21 protein-coding genes are annotated in these 23,463 nt (G+C 42.3%); 7 read left to right on the top strand and 14 right to left on the bottom strand.

Annotation, left to right across the window (positions count from 1 at the left end; all coding sequences use genetic code 11):
- Positions 1 to 49: 49 nt before the first annotated feature.
- From PAARA_RS15410 to cydC, 5 genes are read left to right on the top strand one after another with little or no spacing between them, the layout of a single operon-like run.
- A complete protein-coding gene (locus PAARA_RS15410; protein ID WP_062569889.1) occupies positions 50 to 1,627 on the top strand; it encodes a cytochrome ubiquinol oxidase subunit I in 1,578 nt (525 codons plus the stop codon).
- The gene (cydB, locus tag PAARA_RS15405; RefSeq protein WP_062569888.1) at positions 1,624 to 2,763 is read left to right on the top strand and encodes a cytochrome d ubiquinol oxidase subunit II; all 1,140 of its coding nucleotides are present in this window, start codon (positions 1,624 to 1,626) and stop codon (positions 2,761 to 2,763) included. The genes PAARA_RS15410 and cydB overlap by 4 nt, the downstream gene beginning before the upstream one ends.
- A gap of 12 nt (positions 2,764 to 2,775) precedes the next feature.
- Positions 2,776 to 2,928: a cytochrome bd-I oxidase subunit CydX gene (gene cydX, locus PAARA_RS15400; RefSeq protein WP_036969707.1), complete on the top strand. Its 153-nt coding sequence runs from the start codon at positions 2,776 to 2,778 to the stop codon at positions 2,926 to 2,928.
- Positions 2,918 to 4,678: a thiol reductant ABC exporter subunit CydD gene (gene cydD, locus PAARA_RS15395; RefSeq protein WP_062569887.1), complete on the top strand. Its 1,761-nt coding sequence runs from the start codon at positions 2,918 to 2,920 to the stop codon at positions 4,676 to 4,678. The genes cydX and cydD overlap by 11 nt, the downstream gene beginning before the upstream one ends.
- Positions 4,671 to 6,410, top strand: a complete 1,740-nt coding sequence (gene cydC, locus PAARA_RS15390) for a thiol reductant ABC exporter subunit CydC (protein ID WP_062569886.1) — start codon at positions 4,671 to 4,673, stop codon at positions 6,408 to 6,410. Before cydD ends, cydC begins: the two co-directional genes overlap by 8 nt.
- Here the strand turns inward: cydC and PAARA_RS15385 are convergent.
- From PAARA_RS15385 to rpsB, 14 genes are all read right to left on the bottom strand, one after another.
- On the bottom strand, positions 6,407 to 6,778 hold the full coding sequence (locus PAARA_RS15385; RefSeq protein ID WP_062569885.1) for a septal ring lytic transglycosylase RlpA family protein: 372 nt from the start codon (positions 6,776 to 6,778) through the stop codon (positions 6,407 to 6,409). The two genes, cydC and PAARA_RS15385, sit on opposite strands and share 4 nt — an antisense overlap.
- A 111-nt stretch (positions 6,779 to 6,889) precedes the next feature.
- Entirely contained in the window at positions 6,890 to 7,660 is a 771-nt protein-coding gene (gene lpxA / locus PAARA_RS15380) for an acyl-ACP--UDP-N-acetylglucosamine O-acyltransferase (RefSeq protein ID WP_062569884.1), read from the bottom strand.
- A gap of 2 nt (positions 7,661 to 7,662) precedes the next feature.
- Positions 7,663 to 8,115 (bottom strand): 3-hydroxyacyl-ACP dehydratase FabZ, encoded by a 453-nt coding sequence (gene fabZ, locus PAARA_RS15375; protein ID WP_062569883.1) that lies wholly within the window; start codon positions 8,113 to 8,115, stop codon positions 7,663 to 7,665.
- A gap of 10 nt (positions 8,116 to 8,125) precedes the next feature.
- Positions 8,126 to 9,166: a UDP-3-O-(3-hydroxymyristoyl)glucosamine N-acyltransferase gene (lpxD, locus tag PAARA_RS15370; protein ID WP_062569882.1), complete on the bottom strand. Its 1,041-nt coding sequence runs from the start codon at positions 9,164 to 9,166 to the stop codon at positions 8,126 to 8,128.
- A 9-nt stretch (positions 9,167 to 9,175) separates the two neighbouring features.
- Positions 9,176 to 9,694, bottom strand: coding sequence for an OmpH/Skp family outer membrane protein (locus PAARA_RS15365; RefSeq protein ID WP_062569881.1), 519 nt, complete (start codon positions 9,692 to 9,694; stop codon positions 9,176 to 9,178).
- Positions 9,695 to 9,705: 11 nt separating this feature from the next.
- Positions 9,706 to 12,177, bottom strand: coding sequence for an outer membrane protein assembly factor BamA (gene bamA / locus PAARA_RS15360; RefSeq protein WP_062569880.1), 2,472 nt, complete (start codon positions 12,175 to 12,177; stop codon positions 9,706 to 9,708).
- A 107-nt stretch (positions 12,178 to 12,284) separates the two neighbouring features.
- Complete coding sequence (gene rseP / locus PAARA_RS15355; protein ID WP_062569879.1) at positions 12,285 to 13,637, bottom strand: sigma E protease regulator RseP; 1,353 nt, start codon at positions 13,635 to 13,637, stop codon at positions 12,285 to 12,287.
- 1 nt (position 13,638) lies between these two features.
- Complete coding sequence (gene ispC / locus PAARA_RS15350) at positions 13,639 to 14,838, bottom strand: 1-deoxy-D-xylulose-5-phosphate reductoisomerase (RefSeq protein WP_062569878.1); 1,200 nt, start codon at positions 14,836 to 14,838, stop codon at positions 13,639 to 13,641.
- Entirely contained in the window at positions 14,835 to 15,701 is an 867-nt protein-coding gene (locus PAARA_RS15345) for a phosphatidate cytidylyltransferase (RefSeq protein WP_062569877.1), read from the bottom strand. Before PAARA_RS15345 ends, ispC begins: the two co-directional genes overlap by 4 nt.
- Before the next feature lie 22 nt (positions 15,702 to 15,723).
- Positions 15,724 to 16,503, bottom strand: coding sequence for an isoprenyl transferase (locus PAARA_RS15340; RefSeq protein WP_062569876.1), 780 nt, complete (start codon positions 16,501 to 16,503; stop codon positions 15,724 to 15,726).
- A gap of 105 nt (positions 16,504 to 16,608) precedes the next feature.
- Positions 16,609 to 17,166 (bottom strand): ribosome recycling factor, encoded by a 558-nt coding sequence (gene frr / locus PAARA_RS15335; RefSeq protein WP_062569875.1) that lies wholly within the window; start codon positions 17,164 to 17,166, stop codon positions 16,609 to 16,611.
- Between the two features lie 17 nt (positions 17,167 to 17,183).
- Positions 17,184 to 17,933, bottom strand: a complete 750-nt coding sequence (gene pyrH, locus PAARA_RS15330) for a UMP kinase (protein ID WP_062570043.1) — start codon at positions 17,931 to 17,933, stop codon at positions 17,184 to 17,186.
- Positions 17,934 to 18,085: 152 nt separating this feature from the next.
- A complete protein-coding gene (gene tsf / locus PAARA_RS15325; RefSeq protein ID WP_062569874.1) occupies positions 18,086 to 18,937 on the bottom strand; it encodes a translation elongation factor Ts in 852 nt (283 codons plus the stop codon).
- A gap of 105 nt (positions 18,938 to 19,042) precedes the next feature.
- Positions 19,043 to 19,771 carry a 30S ribosomal protein S2 gene (gene rpsB, locus PAARA_RS15320; RefSeq protein WP_062569873.1) on the bottom strand — a complete coding sequence of 243 codons (729 nt, stop codon included), beginning with the start codon at positions 19,769 to 19,771 and terminating at the stop codon, positions 19,043 to 19,045.
- A gap of 248 nt (positions 19,772 to 20,019) precedes the next feature.
- On the opposite strand from rpsB, the gene map reads away from it, so the two are divergent.
- Together map and glnD are read left to right on the top strand one after the other, a co-directional pair.
- Positions 20,020 to 20,829, top strand: a complete 810-nt coding sequence (map, locus tag PAARA_RS15315; RefSeq protein ID WP_228074483.1) for a type I methionyl aminopeptidase — start codon at positions 20,020 to 20,022, stop codon at positions 20,827 to 20,829.
- A 12-nt stretch (positions 20,830 to 20,841) separates the two neighbouring features.
- Positions 20,842 to 23,460 (top strand): [protein-PII] uridylyltransferase, encoded by a 2,619-nt coding sequence (gene glnD / locus PAARA_RS15310; protein WP_062569871.1) that lies wholly within the window; start codon positions 20,842 to 20,844, stop codon positions 23,458 to 23,460.
- Positions 23,461 to 23,463: the final 3 nt, after the last annotated feature.

Below are 23,463 nucleotides of genomic sequence, written 5' to 3'. Positions count from 1 at the left end.
ATAATTTAAATTTGTCGTGTCTACCGCACCGTTTACAAGGAGCTAACCAATGATAGATGAAACGTTTGTGGATCTATCGCGATTGCAATTTGCAATCACTGCCCTATTTCACTTCCTATTTGTTCCTCTTACCTTAGGTATGACGTGGATTTTAGTGATCATGGAGTCCGTTTATGTGATGACTGGTCGCGAAATTTATCGTGATATGACTAAGTTTTGGGGTAAGTTGTTTGGTATAAACTTTGCTATTGGTGTGGCTACAGGTCTAACCATGGAGTTTGAGTTTGGTACCAATTGGTCTTATTACTCTCACTATGTGGGCGATATTTTCGGCGCACCTCTTGCCATTGAAGGTCTGATGGCCTTTTTCCTCGAATCGACGTTCGTAGGTATGTTCTTTTTAGGCTGGGAACGACTAACAAAGCGCCAGCACCTTGCTGCAACCTTTTTAATGGCACTGGGAACAAACCTATCTGCACTGTGGATTTTAATTGCTAACGGTTGGATGCAAAACCCTGTGGGCGCAGAATTTAACTATCAAACCATGCGTATGGAAATGACCAGCTTTGCTGAGCTTGTGTTCAACCCTGTTGCACAGGTTAAATTTATTCATACGGTATCTGCAGGTTATGTTGCTGCCTCGATGTTTGTATTAGGCATTAGTAGCTGGTACATCTTAAAAGGTCGTGACCTCGCTTTTGCTAAGCGCTCATTCTCGGTGGCTTCCGGTTTTGGTCTTGCCTCTATTTTGTGTGTTATTTTACTTGGGGATGAATCTGGCTATGAAGTGGGTGAAGTTCAAAAGGTAAAACTCGCCACCATTGAAGCTGAGTGGCATACCGAAGAAGCGCCTGCGGCATTCACCTTAGTCGGTATTCCTGACTCGGAAGAACAAGTCACGCATGCTGCGGTTAAAATCCCTTATGTTATGGGTATTATTGCAACACGCTCAATAGATGAGCAAGTAACCGGTATCAAAGAGCTTGAAGAACAACATGAAGTACGTATTCGCAATGGTATGCTTGCCTATGAATACCTTGAAAAGCTTCGTAGCGGTAATGATACAGCTGAAAATATTGCCAAGTTTGACACGCTAAAAGATGATTTAGGCTACGGTTTACTTCTGAAGCGTTATACGCCAAATGTCGTTGATGCTACAGAAGAACATATTCAAAAAGCAGTTAAAGACTCCTTTCCTAAAGTAGGCCCAATGTTTTGGTCATTTAGAATCATGGTGGGCTGCGGTGTACTTATGCTTGGGGTATTTGTTCTGGCATTTTATTACAATGCACACCGTGTGATTGAACAAAAACGCTGGTTACTATGGGCTGCGGTATGGAGTATTCCACTTCCTTGGATTGCCATTGAGTTTGGTTGGATTGTCGCTGAATACGGCCGTCAACCTTGGGCTATATCAGAAATTTTACCAACCTTTTTAGCAACATCGTCACTGACCGTTAATGATCTTTTAATTAGTATTACAGGCTTTATCGTATTTTATACTGGGCTTGCTGCGGTAGAAGGCTGGTTAATGCTGCGCTTTATTAAGCAAGGCCCAAGCTCGCTTCATACAGGTAAATATCATCATGAACTTGCTAAAGTAGATAGCCAAGGAGCTCAGTCATGATTTTTGATTACGAAACACTTAAATTTATCTGGTGGCTACTAATCGGTGTATTACTGATTGGTTTTGCCGTGACCGACGGCATGGATATGGGTGTAGCAATTTTGCTTCGCCTAGTAGGTAAAACAGATGTAGAACGCAGAACAGTTATTAACACCATTGGTGCTCACTGGGATGGTAACCAAGTGTGGTTTATCACCGCTGGCGGCGCACTATTTGCAGCATGGCCAATGGTCTATGCTGCGGCCTTCTCAGGCTTTTACTTTGCCATGATGCTGGTGTTATTCGCACTCTTTTTTAGACCGCTAGGTTTCGATTACCGCTCTAAAATTGAGTCAACCCGTTGGCGTAACAATTGGGATTGGGGGCTTTTTGCTGGCAGCTTTATTCCTGCGCTCGTTTTTGGGGTCGCATTTGGTAACTTATTACTAGGTGTGCCTTACCATATTGATGAGCTATTGCGTGTAAGCTATCAAGGCTCATTCTTTGCCTTACTCAATCCTTTTGCGATTGTTGCAGGCTTGATCAGTGTATTGATGTTAGTTGGACATGCTGGTATGTGGTTACAACTTCGAACAGATGCTGAGGTTGCAAAACGCTCAGCACAGTATGGACGATACGCACTCATGGCATTTATTGTGTTATTCGCTATTGCTGGTGTGTGGATATCACAAATTGAAGGCTATCGAATTGTTAGCATGGGTGATACACAAGGTTATGCAAACCCACTTGCAAAAACCGTAACTCAAGCGCCTGGAGCATGGCTTGATAATTACAGCAAAATGCCACTAACCATGTTGTTCCCTGCTCTTGCATTTGTAATGGCTATTCTGGCGCTGGTGTTTTCAAAATTACACAAGCCTGCACTAGCACTTGTGTCCTCAAGTCTAATGCTTGCAGGGGTTATTCTTACAGCAGGTATGTCAATGTTCCCGTTTGTGATGCCATCGAGCAATAACCCTAATATTAGTTTAACGATGTGGGATGCGGTTTCGAGCCATATGACATTAAATGTGATGTTTGTTGTTGCCATTATTTTTGTTCCTTTAATTTTAACTTACACGACCTGGTGTTATGTGAAGATGTGGCGCAAAGTAACGATTAGTGAAATTGAAAACAACACGCACGGTAGCTATTAAGGAGGTTTAATTATGTGGTATTTCGCCTGGATATTAGGTGTTCTATTAGCCTGTACACTTGGGGTTATCAACGTCATGTGGTACGAATTTCACCAACATAAAGATTCCATCGCTGATGATGAGCTAGAGCTGTACGCGAGACTCAAAAACAACGATGACAACTAAACCCCGACCAAATCGCGCGCAGCAGCAAACGCTGCGCGCGTTCTTAAAGCAGTATAGCCAGTCCGCTTCAGGGCTTCTGAAACTAAGCATTAGTCTGGGCACACTCAATGCCCTGTTAATGATTGCCTCTTGCTATTTACTGGCAAACGCAGTTCATCAAGTTATGTTTGAACAAGCAAGTTTGCAAACTGTCACTCCTTTACTATGGCCCCTTGCAAGCCTTATTGTGCTTCGCGCCCTATTAGTTGCATTGAGTGAGCGAGTGAGTAGCCTTGCCGCATTAAAAATAAAAACGGTGATGCGCAATACATTACTTGCGAAGTTAACTAAACTAGGCCCTGCTTACAGTGAACACAAAGGGTACGGCGCAACGCTTAATACCTTACATAATGGTGTTGAAGCACTTCATCAATATTACGCAAACTACATTCCAAGCGTGGCGTACAGCGCACTTATTCCACTCGCTATTTTAGTGGTCATTTTTCCAACCGATTACAAAGCAGGGCTTATTTTCCTATTAACGGCCCCGCTTATTCCATTTTTTATGATTTTAGTTGGTCACAAAGCGGAGCAACTCAACCAAGAACGCTGGCAACAGCTCGCGGTACTTGGCAATTACTTTTTTGATCGTTTGCAAGGACTGACTCAGCTTAAGCTATTTAATGCGACCAAACGCGAGCTAAATAATATTAGCCAGATTTCTGATGACTACCGTGGTGCAACCATGGGGGTGTTGAAAGTCGCCTTTTTATCCTCTTTCGCCTTGGAGTTTTTAGCTACCATTAGTGTTGCGCTTGTTGCAGTAATTATCGGCTTTAGACTGTTTTTTGGTACCCTCGATTTTGCCACTGGATTTGTGGTGTTACTACTGGCCCCTGAGTTTTACTTACCACTTCGACAAATGGGCACTCACTATCATGCAAAGTTAGAAGGGATCAGCGCCGCTGCTGATATGGTTGATATAATTAATCACAGCGAAGCACATGAGCATACGGGTTCATCACAATTATCAACACCGCTAAAAGACATACACGTGCATGGACTCACTTATCATTACCCTGACACAAACGAAGGGGTCACCGACATTAGTTTAAGTCTGCCGAATAAAGGGTTAATTGCATTTGTTGGAGAGAGTGGCTCAGGTAAAAGTACCCTCTTTGATTGCCTTTTAGGTTTTCACCATCAAGCTAACAGTGCCATCAATATTAACGGACAAGCACTCAGTGATATCGCACTACATAATTGGCAGGCGCAACTTGCGTGGATCCCACAACAAGCCACACTATTTTATCGAAGTGTTGCCGACAATCTACGCCTTGCCAAACCAGATGCAAGCCATGATGAACTTATTGCGGCCACTCGAAAAGCAGGCGCACTTGAGTTTATTAACGCCTTACCAAATGGCTTTGATACTATGCTGGGTGAACAAGGGGAAGGCCTCTCTGGCGGCCAAAAGCAGCGTATTGCTCTTGCTCGTGCATTTTTAAAGAATGCACCAATTCTAATGCTTGATGAGCCAACAGCACACTTAGACAGCCAAACAGAGCAGCTAATCAATCAAGCAATCCGAGATTATGCAAACGATCATTTAGTGCTGGTTATTGCTCATAGGCTTAATACGGTAAAACACGCGGACAATATTTACGTTATGCAGCAAGGTAAAATTATCGAGTCGGGTCATTATCAGCAACTCACTGAACAAGCGGGTCTGTTTGCTAAACTTGTGAGTCGAGGTGAAGCGCATGTATAACTTCATTCGCTTATTAAAACTGTGCAAACCTCATGCTGGCATGTTGCTACTGGGCGCTTTTTTAGCAAGCTTGACTGTGCTTGCTAATGTTGGCTTGCTTGCAATATCTGGCTGGTTTTTAGCCGCAATGGCAGCCGCTGGCATTGCAGGTGTACATATGAATTATTTTACACCTGCAGGAGTTATTCGCTTTTTAGCCATTGTAAGAACTGCATCACGGTACGGCGAACGAATGATCACTCACAATGCTACATTTTTATTGTTAAGCGAAGTTCGTGTAAAAATGTTTGCAACACTGAGCCGACTCAACAACGTTGATTTGGCAATGAGTCGCAGTGCCGACCTTGTGAATCGTTTGCAAAATGATGTGGATGCCCTTGATAAATTTTACTTAAATATCTTACTTCCCATCATAATAGCCTTATTCACTATTCCAATTGTCATGGCATTTATGAGCGCATACAACGCGAAGGTAGCTTTGATTTGTTTTATATCGTTGATGATAATTGGTGTACTACTACCAGTCTTATTAAGTCATAAACTACACAAACAAGCAGATACCGAGACCAGACTTTCAGCTGAGCTAAGAGCTGAGCTTGCCGATACGTTAAAAGGAAACCGTGAACTTGCAATTTATCAAGCGCATGATGCTCAGTTAACACGCTGCGATACACTTAGTCAGCAATATAATTCGCAACTTTATACTCGCCATAAAGCCATCGCGAACAGCAATGGTTTAAGCATTTTTGTTATACAATTAACCATGCTTGCAAGCGTTTTTGTGATTATTCCTTTGGTTGCAACGGGCGCTATGAAAAATGTTGAATTGGCAATGCTCGCACTATTTGTCTTGGCTAGTTTTGAAACTGTACTTACCCTGCCCGCTGCTTTTATCGAGCTCCCTGTCGCTTTAAGTGCAGCAGAGCGGTTATTTTCGCTAGCGGACAAACAAACACCAGCGCCTTACAAAAAGCACGACCAAGTAAATAATCAACACGCGCTCGGCTTACAATTAACTAATGTGAGTTATCAATACTCTGGGGCGCATAATTACGCTTTGAGGGATATTAATCTATCCATTGCAGCTGGCAACAAAGTAGCACTGGTTGGTGCAAGTGGCAGCGGTAAAACAACATTAGTAAATTTACTCACCGGACTTTGGCCTTTACAGTCTGGCTCATTAAAACTGTTAGCGGCAGAACACAGTATTGAACTTAGTAGCCTAGACGCTAACGAACGCTTTATGCAGCTCACGATTGTCGCCCAACAGCATCATATTTTTGATGGCACACTAAGGGAAAACCTACGCTATGCGGCACCGGATGCAACGGATGAAATGCTATTACAAGCTTGCAAACAGGCAGAACTTGGCTCATGGCTGAATAACTTAAAAAACGGCCTCAATACCCGTTTAGGCACCGCAGGAAGAAAACTCTCCCATGGTCAGTCACGTCGTATTGCTATTGCGCAAGCATTATTAAGACAAGGTCATTTTGTGGTTCTTGATGAACCAACGGAAAGCTTAGATAATCACACTAAGCACAGTTTACTTAATACACTCGAAAAGGTCTGGGCTGATAAAACCGTGCTAACAATCAGTCATGATCCTGTTATGTTGAATCGTGTTGATAAAGTCATTTGGTTAGAACAAGGGCAAATAAGAGCAATGGCAAGCCATGCTGAGCTGGTTGAGAATCAGCCAGATTATGTCGAGCTCATCACTCGTTTTTAATCAAGTTGCTCAACGGTAACGTCAATAACGCCTTGCTGCAAAGAAGCTATTTGTGAAAATGCCTTTTTAGACAAATCAATAATTCGACCGTGAACAAACGGACCACGGTCGTTAATGCTAACAATCACACTTTTATTATTTGCGATATTAGTCACTTTTACGCGGGTACCAAAAGCGAGATCTAGGTGGGCTGCACTTAATGCTTGTTGATTAAACACTGTACCGCTGGCCGTTGTACGGCCATGGTATTTGTCCGCATAAAAGCTGGCTTTACCACTTTGTACATCGGCACTTGAGTTGATTGAAGGCGAGCTACTGCAGCCACTTAAAATTAAGCTTAACAATGCAAAGACGATGAGTTTGTTCATATTACTAGATCCTTTTTTGCTGTGAAGATAGCAAGCGCTGACTTAGCAAAACCTGAACTATAAAAACAACAAAGCCACCTTACGGTGGCTTTTGTAGGAGTTCGCTTATGATTAGCGAATAATTCCGCGCTCAGAGCTTTTCACAAAGTCGATCATCAGCTGAACAGCTGGGTATTTCGCTGCGTCTTCGCTCAGCTCAGCAATTGCTTCCTCAACACCTAAGCTCTTACGATAAAGTGTTTTGTAAGCGCGTCGAGTCGCCATTACTTCATCACTTTCAAAGCCACGACGTTTCATACCTTCAGTATTGATTGCGACTGGGCCTGCTGGCGTACCAATGGTTGTAACAAACGGCGGTACGTCTTTATTAACGCCTGAGTACATACCAACAAAAGCATGTGCACCAATCTTACAAAACTGGTGAACACCCGAGTTACCCGCAAGGATCACCCAGTCACCGACGTGTACATGACCAGCAACAGAGGCGTTGTTAGCAAAAATCACGTTATCACCCACGACTGCATCATGAGCAACGTGCGTGTAAGCCATAAACAAGTTGTTACTACCAATTTTAGTCACACCTTGATCTTGAATCGTGCCACGGTGAATTGTTGCACATTCACGAATGACATTGTTGTCACCCATAATCAAAGTAGTTGGCTCATTCGCGTATTTTTTGTCTTGGCAAGCTTCACCAACCGATGCAAACTGAAAAATATGGTTACCAGAACCAATTGTCGATGGGCCTTTGACAACCACATGAGACTCAATGATACAGTTATCACCAATCGTTACATCGTTGCCAATATAGCTATAAGGGCCAACTGAGACATTTTTTCCAAGCTTCGCACCTGGTTCGATTATTGCCGTAGGATGGATCACTATTAAAACTCTCTTCTCGCACACATGATTTCGGCAGTACACACAACTTTGCCGTCAACTTTTGCTTCTGCTGCAAACTTCCATATATTGCGGCGCTCTTTAACAAACTCTACATGCAAATGCATCGTATCGCCAGGTAATACTGGTTGCTTAAATCGTGCATTGTCAATGGCAGCAAATAAGTAAAGCTCATTATCGCTACGATTTTCAACTGTTTTAAAACCTAATAAGCCAGTTGCTTGAGCCATTGCTTCTAATATCAACACCCCTGGAAAAATTGGTTGATTTGGAAAGTGGCCTGTAAAAATAGGTTCATTCACTGTTACATTTTTAATAGCATGTAACGACTTGCCTGGCGTGTAATCTAAAACACGGTCAACAAGTAACATCGGATAACGATGCGGAAGTAAATTCAAGATATCTTGAATATCAAGACTATTTAATTCATTTGCCAAAATAGCATCCTTATTTGTCTTCAATATTGAGTGACTTAGTCAGTGACTCAAGTGCTTTTAAGCGGTCTTTCATATCACCAAGGTTTCGGATATGGGCAATACTACGACGCCATTCTTTGTTGTTTTGATGAGGCAAACCTGATGAGTAAATCCCAGGTTCAGTGATTGCTTTTGTCACCATACTCATGCCCGTGATTATAGCACCATCACAGACACTGATGTGACCATTAATTGCAACCATGCCGCCAATTTGACAATGTTTACCAACAACAACACTGCCAGCAAAAACAGTGCAACCAGCAACAGCTGTTCCCGAACCGATCTCGACATTATGCGCTATTTGACATTGATTATCGATAATTACGTTACTATGGATAAGTGTGTCATCGAGTGCGCCACGATCAATCGTTGTTGAGGCACCGACTTCAACTTTATCACCAATAATTACACGCCCTAATTGCGGTATTTTAATCCATTCACCACGCTCATTGGCGTAACCAAACCCATCGCTTCCTACGACTGTATTTGCTTGAAACAGACAATCACTGCCAATTTCAACTTCATGGTAAATACTGACATTAGCCCAAAGCTTTGTTCCTTGGCCTATTTTTACCTGCTCACCAATAAAGCAACCTGGACCAATCTGCACATCGTTTGCAATGACCGCATTAGCTTCTATCACCACATTGGCAGCGATCGAGACATTATCTCCAATTGATGCTGAATCATGGATGACTGCACTAGGGTGTATCCCTACTGATGCGCTGCGGGGTGTTGTATCCATTAACTGGGCAAGCTTGGCGTAGCATACATAAGGATTAGCAATAATGAGCTTATTGCCACTAAAATAGTCGGCGTCTGCCGGTGATAAAATCACCGCACTGGCATTGGTGCTCTCTAACTGAGAACGATATTTTTTATTCGCCAAAAATGCAATATGCCCAGATTGGGCATTTGCAAGTGTTGATATTTTTTTAATCTCTTGAGTGCCATCGCCGTGTAGCTCAGCACCCAAAAGATCCGCAATCTGCGAAAGCGTGTAGTTTTGCATATGTAATTTCTATTGCTTACTTACTTTTTCAACAACTTTATCTGATAAGTCAGACACTGTTTTCGGGTTAACGTAGATTGTTGTTTCTTTAACTTTTACTTCGTCGTACTTACCAGCTTTAGCCACTTCTTCAATCGCATCGAGAATTAGCTTTTGAACTTTTGCTAACTCTTGGTTTTGACGCATTTTGATTTCTTGCTCTAACGGACGACCCTTTTCAGCCAGCTGTTGTTGCATACCTTGAATCTTAGTACGTAATTCTTCTTTTTGCTTGTCACTCATTGTTGTTGCTTCACGCTTGAACTTTTCAGCTTCAAAACGGATATCACCCTGCAATTTTTCAAGCTCTTGACGGCGTTCAGCAAACTCAGCTTCAAGTGTTTGCTCTACTTTTGCCATTTGAGGGATTTGTTTATAGATTTCTTGCATGTCAACAATAGCGACTTTATGTGCAAATGCACTGGTAGACAGACCCATTGATAAAGTAGCAAGTAGTGCAAACGCTGTTGATTTAATTGATTTTTTCACAAAAAACTCCTTTAGAATGTATTACTAATATTAAAGCTGATGGTCTTCGTATCGTCATCTTCTTCTTTTTGCAATGGATACGCAAAACTGATCAGCATCGGACCCATTGGAGAGATCCATTGTAGTGAAAGACCGGTTGATACCCTAAAGCGCATCGGATCTGAATAATCCTCTAGTTTTGCGCGTTGATCAGGGGCTAAGTTTTGGTAACGGTCAACGTTAAACTCTGTGTCCCATACGTTCGCAGCATCTACGAAGAAGCTTGTACGTACAGAACTCGTGTTTTCTTCATCCAAGAATGGAGTTGGTACAATCAGCTCCATACCTGCAACCGCTTTAGCGTTACCACCAATTCGGCCTTGCAATCTTAATACGTCAAATTCTGACGCCCCACCAATACTGCCGGTTGTTGTACCATCGTCTTGTGGCGTACCTGGGATTGTTTGCGGTGTACGTGATACAGCACGTGGTAAAATGGTATTTCTATCAAAACCACGTAATTCCATCTCAGTAATACGGAAGTACTCTTGGAACGGTAATGTTTGATCAAACCCATTGGTTGAACCGTAACCATTACCATAAGCAAGCGCTGCACGTGTTGAGAATACCCAACGATGGTCATTACTAATCGGCCAGTAAAAACGTGAGTCATAATTTAACTTAAAGTAAGTTAAATCTGAGTTCGGTGTTGTTGCCGTTAGATTAAGTGATTGACGCGAACCCGCTGATGGGAATAAACCACGGTTTACTGTCACTCGCGACCAACCTGTGCTCAACTCGTATTTAGTAAAGTTAAAGCCAGCATCTGGGTTTTCAGGGTCTAAGAAGGTTTCTCGCATTACGCGTGTTTGCTCGTATTCTGCGATATCCGATAACTCTTCTTCAATCCAACGGATACCGAAATTTATACGGTTTACAGCATCAATTGGGAAACCAATATTGGTACCGATACCATAGCTTTTCGATTTATAGTCGATGAGGCTAAATTTACTTGCATCATAGTTACTATAGAAAATGCTACTGCCCTGCGAAACACCATCTGGGGTGAAGTACGGGTCAGTATACGATAAGCTAATACGCTCTGAACCGCGTGACGTATTGATATTAAAACCAATTTGGTTACCAGTACCTAAGAAGTTCGACTCACTGACACCAATGTTAAATTGCAGACCTAAGTAAGAACCATAGGCAAGACCTGCATTAAAGCTACCTGCTGACTGTTCTTTCACGGTAAAATCGACGTCTACTTGGTCATCAACACCAGGGACAGGAACAACATTGAAGTCAACGCTTTCCATATACGGCAAACGTTGGATTTGCAATTTAGAGCGTTCAAGGTTTTGATTAGAAAGCCACGCACCTTCAAGCTGGGTCATTTCACGACGAACAACTTCGTCTGAAGTATTTTGGTTACCGCCAACGATAATACGACGCACATATACACGCTTGCCAGGGTCTACCGACAGCGTTAACTGCACTTCTTTATTTTCATCATCGATTTCAGGAATCGTGCGTACTTCAGCATTCGCATAGCCAAATCGGGCTAGGTAGCTCTTAATAAACTCTTCTGATGAGGTAACCACAGAACCGTTATACAATTCACCCGCTTTAAGTGGAATAACACTTTTAATAAGCTCTTCGCGGCCAAGTAAGTCACCGATAAAGTCAAACCCTTTTACAGTGTATTTAACACCCTCAGTCATGTTTGCAGTCACATATACTGAATCTCGCTCAGGGCTCACAGACACTTGTGTGGAATCAATATTAAAGCGTAAGTAACCACGGTCTAGATAGTAACTGCGGATTTTTTCAAGATCGCCTTCAATCGTTTGTTTCTGATAGCGGTCACTTGACATGAACTTCCACCATGGCAAATCTTGTTGAGATTCAGCCAATTTGAGCAGCTCTTCATCTGAGAAAAGTTCATTACCAACAAGGTTTATTTGACGAATTGACGCAGCGTCACCTTCATCAAACTTAAATAATAACTTTACACGGTTACGAGGTAGCTTGGTGATGCTTACTTCAACTTTAGCATTGTATTTACCAATACTATGGAAGAACTCAACAAGCCCTTTTTCAATATTATCAAGGACGGTTTTATCAAGAGGCTCACCGGTACGAATATCTTGTTGATCAAGTGATTCGTTTAACTGCTCATCTTTAATATCTTTATTGCCGTCGAATTCAATCAAACTGATTGTTGGGCGCTCAGTGACACGGAAAATAACATTATTGCCGTCACGCAACGCTTTAATATTATCAAAGTGACCTGAACGATAGAGTGACTTTATGGTTCTTGAAATTGTGTACTCATCAATATTATCGCCCACGTTGATCGGAATATGCGTCAGTGCAGCACCTAATGCAACACGTTGTAAACCTTCAACTTTTAAATCTTCTACAATAAAGGAGTTTTGGCCTAGGGCTGCAAAGCTTGCACCTAATAAACTTGAAACTGCCAAATGTTTTTTTATAGCCATTTTGTTATCTTTATCCTTTACAACTGTATTACCGCTCAACACCTTGTAAATTTAACTTTTTGCAGTGTTTTACAATCGTGTTCAAATTGGAATTTTCCGCTTACTTGTTATAAACGTGATACATCATTGAACAAAGCGAAACATGTTAAAAATATGAGCAGTAAGGCGCCCAATTTAAAACCAAACTCTTGTGTCTTTTCAGAGACAGGCTTCTTACGAAAAAGTTCAATTATGTAATACATTAAGTGCCCACCATCAAGCACTGGCAACGGCAATAAGTTAAATACGCCAAGGTTAACACTGATTAATGCTAAAAAGCTTAAAAATGCAACCAAGCCATAGCTTACGCTAGTCCCCGCCCCCACTGCAATGCCTACGGGCCCACTTAAGTTTTTAACTGACACTTGACCCGTAATGAGGTTGCCAATCATATCAAAACTTAAGGTTATTAAACGCCATGTTTCTTTTATGCCCAGCACAATACTATCGACAGGGCCATAATGTCTAGTTTCAATGTAGTTTTCTGGCCAAGGCTCGACCTTTGGTGCAACTCCTAAAAACCCTTGCAACACGCCAGCATCGTTATCACGGCCATCGGGTGTGACAGTAAGTGACTCAATGCTACCTTGTCTTTTTACACTAAATTGTAAGGATTTGTTAGGTGATTGTTGAATTATAGAGACTAACTGGGTCCAATCGCTGATATTTTCGCCATTTACTGCTGCGATTGTATCATTTACCTGAAGACCAGCCCGCTCAGCTGCAGAACCTTTATTGATTTGCGCGACCGTTAATGTCGCTTTAGGTCTAAATGGAACAATACCAATCGACGTTAGCGGAGGCACATCTTGTTGATCTAACTTCCACCCATCTAGGTTCAATGTACGAACATGCTTTTGGTAATTTTGGTCGCGTAATGTCACCACAACACTTTGCTCACCTAAACGACTCATTAATGAGAAAGTAGCATCTTGCCAAGTGCTAATATCATCTTCACCTATTTTGATAATTTGTTGGTTTGCTTCGATATTTGCTGACTCTGCACGGCTACCTTGCGTGACCTCACCAACGACAGGTTTTAATGACTGGACGCCCACCATATACATTACCGCAAGGGCAAAAATAGCAAATAAGAAGTTCGCCATGGGACCCGCTGCAACAATGGCAATACGGGCTTTTACAGACTTGGCATTAAATGATAGATGGCGCTGCTCCGGCGGGACTTCGTCAACTCGTTCATCCAGCATTTTAACATAGCCACCCAATGGGATAGCAGCAATGACGTATTCTGTTTTATGCTTGTCGTACCATTTTATAAGTGGTTTGCCAAAGCCAATTGAAAAGCGTAAAACCTTTACACCGGCTTTACGCGCCACCCAAAAATGACCATATTCATGCACGGTCACTAAAATTCCCAGTGCAAGAATGAATGAGCCTAAATTCCAGAAAAAATCAAACATCTTAATTCATGCCCTTTTTAACAAGTTCAAGCGCTTTAATACGTGCAGCTTTATCGCACGCTAATATTTCTTCAAGTGTTTGTACATTAACATTCAAGGTTGACTCTAATGTCTGCGCATTAACACGGAAAATATCTGTAAAGCCAATTTGCCCATTTAAAAATGCCGCAACAGCGACTTCATTGGCAGCGTTGACTGTCGTTGTTGCACCTTGCCCCATTTCACTGGCGTCGATTGCTAATTTTAAATTTGGATAACGTGCATAATCAGGTTTAGTAAACGTAAAATCAGCTAGCTCTGAAAAGTCGAGGGGCTTCACACCTGCATCAACACGATCTGGAAAAGCAAGTGCATGTGCGATAGGTGTGCGCATATCTGGATTTCCCATTTGCGCAAGCACAGAGCCATCTTGATACTGTACCATTGAGTGAATAATACTTTGCGGATGAATGACCACTTCAATATCACTGGCGTGACAGTTAAATAACCATTTCGCTTCAATGAATTCGAGGCCTTTGTTCATCATGGTCGCTGAATCAACAGAAATCTTTTGTCCCATAGACCAGTTAGGGTGAGCCACCGCCTCAGCGACTGTAACAGATGATAATGTGGCTAAATCACGGGTTAAAAATGGCCCACCAGAGCCTGTTAACAAGATTTTGCTCACGCCGTTATCACCAAGTAACCCTGATGTGTTCTGTAATGATGCAGGCATGCATTGAAAAATAGCATTATGTTCGCTATCAATTGGCAGTAGTGTTGCGCCATGTTGCTTTACTTTGTCAATAAACAACTGACCTGACATCACCAACGATTCTTTATTAGCAAGCAGTACTTTCTTACCGGCTTCAACGGCACTCAAGGTGGGTAGTAAGCCTGCTGCTCCCACAATAGCCGACATCACTGTATTAACGTCGGGGTGAGCCGCAAGCTCGCTCATTGCTTCTACGCCTGCAAGCACTTCGGTCGTACAGGGTGTATTTGCAAGTAAGCTTGATAACGCCTTTGCTGCCGCACTATTAGCCATAACAGCAAATTTCGGTTGATGCGCTAAACAAAGTTCAGCCATTTTTTCAGCGTTCTGCCCTGCGGTTAACGCAAAAATAGCGAAGCGATCCGTATTTCGAGCGACAACATCTAACGTACTTAGGCCGATTGACCCCGTTGCACCAAGCACTACCAGTTGTTCAGTCTTGCTCATAAACTTAATGTCCATGCATAACAAAGCACGAAAATAGGTGCTGCTGCAGTGAGACTGTCAATACGGTCTAAGATACCGCCATGACCTGGTAAACATGAACCGCTGTCTTTTAAACCCGCTTCACGTTTAAACATACTTTCAAGTAAGTCACCCACCGCAGAAAACAGTGCTATAAATGCAGTCATAATGGCATAAACAGGCCAAACAGCCATATCAACGTCGCTAAAGTGACAAAAAGCCAACACGAAGATAACCGATGCGACGACCCCACCAAGTAACCCTTCAATGGTTTTATTAGGGCTGACTTTAGGCATTAATTTACGTTTACCTAAGTTCTTACCTGTGAAATAAGCGCCGATGTCTGCACTCCAAACAATACCTAAAACCACTAAAATCAGCATTGAACCAAAGTGAGTCGATTCGTTATAGCCCGCACTTCTTAAGGTATTTAACGCCAACCATAATGGCACGAGGGTTAGAAAGCCTGCTATCGCTCGCATCACAAGGCCTTCATTCCAAGCTTTCGCCATGGCGGGGTAGCGCCATACTAAATAAGTGGCAACAATCCACCACGCGAATGACAAGGTAAACAAATAATTAGCATCGCCCACCAGCTTACCATTTTGCCAAAGCGACTCTATCGGCCAATGCCAATTTAGAAGAGCAAGAATGACAGCGGTCGCAGCGACAAAGCCTAGCCGTTTGAATTTATCGCATAGGCCCATAAAAGCAGACCATTCCCACGCACCGAGTAAAACAATACCGGCAGCGATATAACTAAATAAAGTAAGTGGGGTATAAAAAACCAATACAAGTGCAAGTGGCGCAAGTACAAGTGAGGTTAAAATTCGTTGTTTAAGCAATGTGTGTACCTTCAACTAGTAATTAGGTTTCGGCGAGTAATTGTTTTATTTGTTCACCGGTACAACCAAATCGTCGCTCTCTGGCAACGTAACAAGCGATAGCGTCAGCAAAAGCAGCTTCATCAAAATCTGGCCAAAGCGTATCTGTAAAGTAAAGCTCAGCATAAGCAGCTTGCCACAAAAGAAAGTTACTAATGCGTAAATCACCACCGGTACGGATCATCAAATCAAGTTCCACCTGTCCTGCCATACTCATGTGGTCGTTCATATGCTGCTCAGTGATTTCATCTGCGTCTAACTCACCCGCAGCGACTTTCTTGGCAAGCTGTGTTGCGGCATTGGTAATATCCCAACGACCACCATAATTAGCCGCGACATTTAATTCTAACCCAGTGTTGTTGCGAGTAAGTTCGTGCGCAGCATCTACTTTGTGTCGTAAACCTTCAGAAAAACGTGATAAATCACCAATGATATTTAGTTTTACATTATTTTTATGAAGTTTTTTTACTTCTTTGCCCAGTACGAATAAAAACAACTCCATAAGTGTATTTACTTCGTCCTCTGGGCGGCGCCAATTTTCACTACTAAACGCAAATAGTGTTAATGACTGAATACCTAAGCGAGTACAAAATTGCACTGATTGACGCACCGCATCAACGCCCTTTTTGTGCCCGTAAACACGTGGGCGATTTTTAGCTTGCGCCCATCGACCGTTACCATCCATGATTATAGCGACATGCTTAGGCAAACTTTGCTGGGAAATTTTATCAGCGTTAAGAACCATAAATATCGAGTATTCCATAAAAAAACGCCGTCTAGTATACCCTAGACGGCGTTTCAAAACTAATAAATTTAGTTATGCCAATTACCTATTCAGGATGAATGCCTGAAAGATAAACAGGACGTATTAGATTTCCATCAATTCAGCTTCTTTCGCTGTTAATTGTGTATCCATTTCTTTAATGAACTTATCAGTAAGCTTTTGAATTTCATCTTCAGCTTGACGTGCTTCATCTTCCGAAATGTCTTTATCTTTCAATAAGCTCTTAATGTCGCCATTCGCATCACGACGGATGTTACGTACCGCAACACGACCACTTTCAACTTCACCACGTACAATTTTAATAAGGTCTTTACGACGCTCTTCAGTAAGTGGAGGAAGTGGAACACGAATAACCGTACCTGCAGACATAGGGTTTAAACCTAAGTCTGAAGCCATGATCGCTTTTTCTACAGCTTGTGCTAATGACTTGTCAAACACGCTAATAGCCAGTGTACGCGAGTCTTCAATTGTGACGTTTGCAACTTGGTTTAACGGCGTATCAGCACCATAGTAAGATACTTGAATACCATCAAGTAACGCAGGGTGAGCACGGCCTGTGCGAATTTTAGATAATTGGCTGCCTAGTGCCGCAACACTTTTTTGCATGCGCTCTGACGCATCTTTTTTGATATCGTTAATCACGGTTCAATCCTAATAATCTATTTATTTATTTCATCTGAGGCTTGTGAAGAAATAAGTGTTCCTTCATCTTCACCCATAATAACACGTTTCAGCGCGCCAGATTTGTTCATATTAAAGACGCTTAAAGGCATTTTATGATCTCGTGCAAGAGTGAATGCAGCTAAGTCCATAACCTTTAATTCTTTTTCAATGATTTCATTGTAGCTCAAGTGGCGATATAGTGTAGCTTCTGGATTTTTAACTGGGTCATCAGAATAAACACCGTCCACTTTTGTCGCTTTGATAACTGTGTCAGCTTCAATTTCGATACCACGTAAACACGCGGCAGAATCTGTAGTAAAGAACGGATTACCCGTACCCGCTGAGAAAATCACTACACGGCCAGATTTTAATAAGCTGATTGCTTCAGCCCAGTTATAAGCATCACACACGCCATTTAGTGGGATAGCTGACATTAAGCGGCAATTTACAAATGCACGGTGTAGTGCATCGCGCATTGCCAAGCCATTCATTACTGTTGCTAGCATTCCCATGTGGTCACCCACTACGCGGTTCATGCCAGCTTCTGCTAATGAACCACCACGTAAGAAGTTACCGCCACCGATAACCAAACCTACTTCTACGTCGAGCTCTACAAGTTCTTTAATTTCTTGAGCCATACGGTCAAGTACTTTCGGGTCGATGCCGAAGCCTTCGTCTCCCATTAATGCTTCACCGCTAAGTTTAAGAAGAACACGTCTAAAAATAGGTTTACGATTGATAGTCATAATATTTGGGCCAGCCTTAGTAATGAGATAAAAAATAACCGCGCTATGGTTACACATAAAACGCGGTTATTTTAAAGAATTTTCATCAGTGACGCAAAAGCTAATAGCAGATTAATTTCATCTAATTTCGCCCACATCACTCAAGCAGAAAATTACTCGCCTTTAGCAGCAGCAATTTGTGCAGCTACTTCAGCAGCGAAATCTTCTTCTTTACGCTCGATACCTTCACCAACTTCTAAACGGATGAAGTTAGAAACAGTTGCGCCTTTCTCTTTAAGAATTTCGCCAACAGTCTTCTTAGGCTCCATGATGAAAGCTTGACCAGTAAGCGAGATCTCACCAGTGAATTTCTTCATACGGCCAACAACCATCTTCTCAGCGATTTCAGCAGGCTTGCCTTCGTTCATCGCGATATCGATTTGAACTGCTTTTTCTTTCTCAACAACGTCAGCTGGTACGTCTTCTGGGTTAACGAACTCAGGCTTAGACGCAGCTACGTGCATAGCAACTTGCTTAAGTGTTTCTTCGTCAGCTTCACCAACTACAACAACACCGATACGGTCGCCGTGACGGTATGAAGAAAGTTTGTCACCATCGATGTACTCAACGCGACGAACATTGATGTTTTCACCAATTTTAGCAACTAGTGCAACACGCGTTTCTTCGAACTGTGCTTTAAGCGCATCGATGTCTGCTTTAGATTCTGCAGCAGCGTCAAGAACTTGGTTAGCGAAACCAAGGAAGTTACCGTCTTTAGCAACGAAGTCAGTTTGACAGTTAACTTCAAGAAGCGCAGCGAAACCGTTACCTTCTTTGATTAAGATTGTACCTTCAGCAGCGATATTACCTGCTTTTTTAGCAGCCTTTGCAGCACCGCTCTTACGCATGTTTTCGATCGCTAACTCGATGTCACCGTTCGTTTCAGTTAACGCTTTTTTACAATCCATCATGCCAGCGCCAGTACGCTCGCGTAATTCTTTAACTAGGGCAGCAGTTACAGCCATTAGAATATCCTCAATTGAATTCTGTTATTAGGGAAGCGGTATGGGCCGCTTAACAAGAATAACAAGTCTTCACCTTAATTAAGATGAAGACTTGATGACAGCTAATTACTCAGCTTCTACGAAATCGTCTTTCTCAGCTTGAGCAACGATGTTGTTCTCACGACCTTCAGTGATCGCAGCTGACACAGCGCCAGTGTAAAGTTGGATAGCACGGATCGCATCATCGTTACCAGGAACAACGTAATCAACGCCGTCTGGGTTAGAGTTAGTATCAACGATAGCAACAACTGGAATACCTAGGTTGTTAGCTTCACGGATAGCGATGTGCTCGTGGTCTGCATCGATAACGAAAAGTGCGTCAGGAAGACCACCCATGTCTTTGATACCACCAAGGCTCTTTTCAAGCTTTTCCATTTCACGAGTTAGCATTAACGCTTCTTTCTTAGTTAACTTCTCGAAAGTACCGTCTTGGCTTTGCGCTTCAAGATCTTTAAGACGCTTGATTGATTGACGAACTGTTTTCCAGTTAGTCAACATACCACCTAACCAACGGTGGTTTACGTAGAACTGCTCGCTTTGAAGAGCTGCTTCTTTAACTGCTTCGCTTGCTGCGCGCTTAGTACCAACGAAAAGTACTTTACCTTTGTTAGAAGCTGCGTTCGATAAGAACTTAAGTGCTTCGTTGAACATTGGTACAGTTTGCTCTAGGTTGATGATATGAACTCGGTTACGAGCGCCGAAGATGAAAGGCTTCATCTTAGGATTCCAGTAACGTGCTTGGTGACCAAAGTGAACACCAGCTTGAAGCATATCGCGCATTGAAACGTTTGCCATTTGTAAATTCCTCTAATAGTTTAGGGTTAGGCCTCCACATATCCCATAGCACCAACACCTAAGTTAATTTGTAACTTATGTGCACCCAAGTGTATGTGACGATACGTGTGTGTGTTAAAATAAAATTGTGTTTGCCTTAAATACAAAAAATCAGTTAAGAATTTATTTGTAAAAAGACGGCGCGCTTTATACCATATTAAAATTGAAAACTCAACATTCAGTGCAAAATTTGTGCACTGAAAAATGACCTGAAAAACAACTTTGGAGCCTCAATGAGTGCTGTGATCAAGACCCCTGAAGAAATCGAAAAAATGCGTGTTGCCGGGCGCTTAGCCGCCGAGGTACTTGAAATGATTGAACCGCATGTGGTGCCAGGTGTAACCACAGATGAACTAAATACAATTTGTCACGATTATATTGTTAACGTTCAAGATGCTATTCCAGCACCGCTTAACTATCACGGTTTCCCAAAATCAATTTGCACCTCAGTGAACCATGTAATTTGTCACGGTATCCCAAATGACAAACCACTTAAAGAAGGTGACAGCGTCAATATTGATGTAACTGTAATCAAAGACGGTTACCATGGCGATACATCTAAAATGTTCCATGTTGGTACACCAAATATCCAAGGTAAGCGCCTTGCTGAAGTAACACAAGAGAGCCTGTACCTTGCCATTAAAATGGTGAAACCTGGCGTTCGCTTAGGTGACATTGGTGCTGCGATTCAAAAATACGCTGAAAGCTTTAGCTATTCGATTGTACGTGAATACTGTGGTCACGGTATTGGTGCAGAGTTCCACGAAGAGCCACAAGTTATGCACTACGGCAAAGCAGGTACTGGTGAAGTATTAAAAGCGGGCATGTGCTTAACAATCGAACCTATGGTTAATGCGGGTAAACGCCAATGTAAGTTGCTTAAAGATGACTGGACCGTAGTAACAAAAGACCGTTCATTGTCTGCGCAGTGGGAACATACGCTGTTAGTGACTGAAAATGGTGTTGAAATTTTAACGCTCCGATCAGATGATACTATTGACAGGATCATCGAACACTAGGAGCCAGCCCCTGTGGCATTACCCAATAAAGTAAAGAAGTTGCTTAGCCAAGCTGAGCAACTTAGCGACTATCGCGACTGTTCAAGTTATTTTTACAAATGGCTTCAGAACGAATTTTCTAAACAACCCGTCAGCAACTTAATCAATGCCCGCGCTGAGTTTATCGATCGCTTATTGATTAAACTGTTCCATGATTACGACCTTGCACACGAAAGTGATTTAGCCCTTATCGCGGTAGGTGGTTATGGCCGTGGCGAATTACACCCCTACTCCGACATCGACTTTATGTTGCTAGTTAGTGAGCAACCAAGTGATGCGGTGTGTGAAAAGATTGGTCAGTTCGTCACTATGCTTTGGGATCTCAACTTAGAAATTGGTCACAGCGTTCGCACCATAGAACAAGCATTAGAACAAAAGCGCGAAGACGTGACATTTGCCACCAGCTTACTCGAGAGCCGACTCATTTTCGGTAATCATATTGAGTTTGAAAAACTCAAAAGACATTTAGTCGATACACCCATTTGGCGCTCTGATGAATTCTTTTTGGCGAAAGTGCAAGAACAGAATTTACGTCATAAAAAGTGTCACGGCACAGCCTATAACCTTGAGCCAAATATTAAAGAAAACCCCGGTGGTTTACGTGATTTACAAACCATTATATGGGTGGCAAAAAAACACTTTAGAGCAGAAACATTACAAGAGCTCATTAATCACGGCTATCTTACTCACGAAGAATATCAAGAGCTCTCTGAATGCTTAGAAAACTTATGGAATATTCGATTTGCATTGCATATAGCCGCAGGACGCTCTGAAAACCGCTTATTGTTTGATCATCAACCTCACGCTGCTGAAATACTTGGTTTTGGTAGTGATGGTAAAGCTTCTGTTGAGCGCATGATGAAACGCTTATTCCGAATTATGAGCCGCGTACGTGAGCTTAATCAAATGCTGCTTTCATACTTTGAGCAAAGCATTTTACCAGGCGCTGGTGAGTTACCTGTCGTTGAGCTCGATCGTAACTTTGAGCGTATTGGTCATCAAATTCGGGTAAAAAACCCATCGGTGTTTTTCCGCCGTGATCAACTATTTGTGTTGTTCGAGCATATTGCTGACAATCCTGAAATCACCCATATTTACCCAAGTACCATACGTACAATGCGCCAAGTACGACGCCGTTTACTCGGTGATTTACAAGATTACGCAGCCTGCCGCGAAGCATTTTTACGACTTGTAAAGCATCCAAACGGCATGGGTCGTGCATTCACGCTTATGCACAAGCACGGCATGATTGCAGCCTATTTACCGCAATGGCGAAATATTTTTGGACAAATGCAGTTTGACCTCTTTCATGCTTACACCGTGGATGAGCACACGCATAAATTAATCAACAATATTTACAAGTATTTTGATAAATCAAAAGTCAGCGAGTTTCCGCTATGTAGTGAAATTGTCACGCGCATGGATAAACCTGAGCTACTTTATTTAGCAGGTATTTTCCATGATATTGCCAAAGGTCGTGGTGGCGATCACTCAGAGCTTGGCTCTGTAGACGCCCTTGCCTTTGCTAAGCTTCATCGCTTTCCAGCATCCGATGGAAAACTCATTTCGTGGCTTGTTGCTAATCATTTACTCATGTCGGTCACGGCGCAGCGTAAAGATATCAATGACCCTGATGTCATTAAAGACTTTGCCAGTAAAGTAAAAACAGAGCGTCAACTCGATTACTTATATTGCTTAACATTAGCCGATATTCGTGCCACCAATGATAACTTGTGGAACGATTGGAAAAATACCCTACTACGAGAGCTTTATTTACACACCCAGCGCGCACTTCGTTTAGGGCTTGAAAACCCGATGGACCAACGTGACCAAATTCGTGATAAAAAACAACAAGCTAAACAACGCTTATTGAACCACGGCTGTAACGAAGATCAAATCGACTTAATTTGGAGTCGCTTTAAAGCTAATTACTTTACCGCTTTTAGTGAACAACAAATTTCATGGCACACCGAACATTTACTCAATTGTGAGGACTTAAGCCAGCCCAGTGTGATGGTGTCTGATACCGCCATGCATGGGGGAACGCAAGTATTTGCTTATAGTCCATACTCAGGCGGGCTGTTCGCTCGTTTAGTCAGTGTCATCGGCTCTAAAAAAGCACAAATTCAACATGCACAAGTCCTCACGACAAAAGACGGTTATGTGCTATTTAGTTTTGTTATTCTGGAAGTGAATGGCGACCCAATTGCCAGTAATCGTGCGCAAGGTATTAAACGCGCACTTGATGCCGCAATTAGTGATCCTAAAAAGAAAATTCGTTTTAAAAAGAACCGCTCACAGCGTTTTAAAGACTTTAATATTAAACCCAAAATTGTGCTTAGACCGCATGCCCGAAAAGATCGCAGTTTAATCGAAATTCAGGCAGTGGATATTCCTGGGTTACTCACGAAAATTGCCGAAGTGTTTCAAGCACACTTATTACATATTCATGCCGCACGGATCACCACTGTCGGTGAACGTGCAGAAGATTTCTTCGTGGTATCAAATAACGAATACCAAGCATTAACAGACGAAGAACAAGCAAAAATTCATCAAGCATTGCGTAAAAAACTCAACGCAGAAACCGAATAAGAG

The sequence above is a fragment of the Pseudoalteromonas arabiensis genome, assembly GCF_001550155.1.
In the GTDB taxonomy this organism is placed as follows: Bacteria; Pseudomonadota; Gammaproteobacteria; order Enterobacterales; family Alteromonadaceae; genus Pseudoalteromonas; species Pseudoalteromonas arabiensis.
This window is presented reverse-complemented; position numbering and strand designations above follow the sequence as displayed.

Coding starts and splice junctions, on each gene's coding strand:
- lpxD (WP_062569882.1), bottom strand. CDS start 9,166: ATGCAAAACTACACGCTTTCGCAGATTGCGGATCTTTTGGGTGCTGAG.
- PAARA_RS15410 (WP_062569889.1), top strand. CDS start 50: ATGATAGATGAAACGTTTGTGGATCTATCGCGATTGCAATTTGCAATC.
- cydC (WP_062569886.1), top strand. CDS start 4,671: ATGTATAACTTCATTCGCTTATTAAAACTGTGCAAACCTCATGCTGGC.
- cydB (WP_062569888.1), top strand. CDS start 1,624: ATGATTTTTGATTACGAAACACTTAAATTTATCTGGTGGCTACTAATC.
- bamA (WP_062569880.1), bottom strand. CDS start 12,177: ATGGCTATAAAAAAACATTTGGCAGTTTCAAGTTTATTAGGTGCAAGC.
- ispC (WP_062569878.1), bottom strand. CDS start 14,838: ATGAGCAAGACTGAACAACTGGTAGTGCTTGGTGCAACGGGGTCAATC.
- PAARA_RS15340 (WP_062569876.1), bottom strand. CDS start 16,503: ATGGAATACTCGATATTTATGGTTCTTAACGCTGATAAAATTTCCCAG.
- tsf (WP_062569874.1), bottom strand. CDS start 18,937: ATGGCTGTAACTGCTGCCCTAGTTAAAGAATTACGCGAGCGTACTGGC.
- PAARA_RS15385 (WP_062569885.1), bottom strand. CDS start 6,778: ATGAACAAACTCATCGTCTTTGCATTGTTAAGCTTAATTTTAAGTGGC.
- cydD (WP_062569887.1), top strand. CDS start 2,918: ATGACAACTAAACCCCGACCAAATCGCGCGCAGCAGCAAACGCTGCGC.
- pyrH (WP_062570043.1), bottom strand. CDS start 17,933: ATGACTATCAATCGTAAACCTATTTTTAGACGTGTTCTTCTTAAACTT.
- rpsB (WP_062569873.1), bottom strand. CDS start 19,771: ATGGCAAACGTTTCAATGCGCGATATGCTTCAAGCTGGTGTTCACTTT.
- rseP (WP_062569879.1), bottom strand. CDS start 13,637: ATGTTTGATTTTTTCTGGAATTTAGGCTCATTCATTCTTGCACTGGGA.
- cydX (WP_036969707.1), top strand. CDS start 2,776: ATGTGGTATTTCGCCTGGATATTAGGTGTTCTATTAGCCTGTACACTT.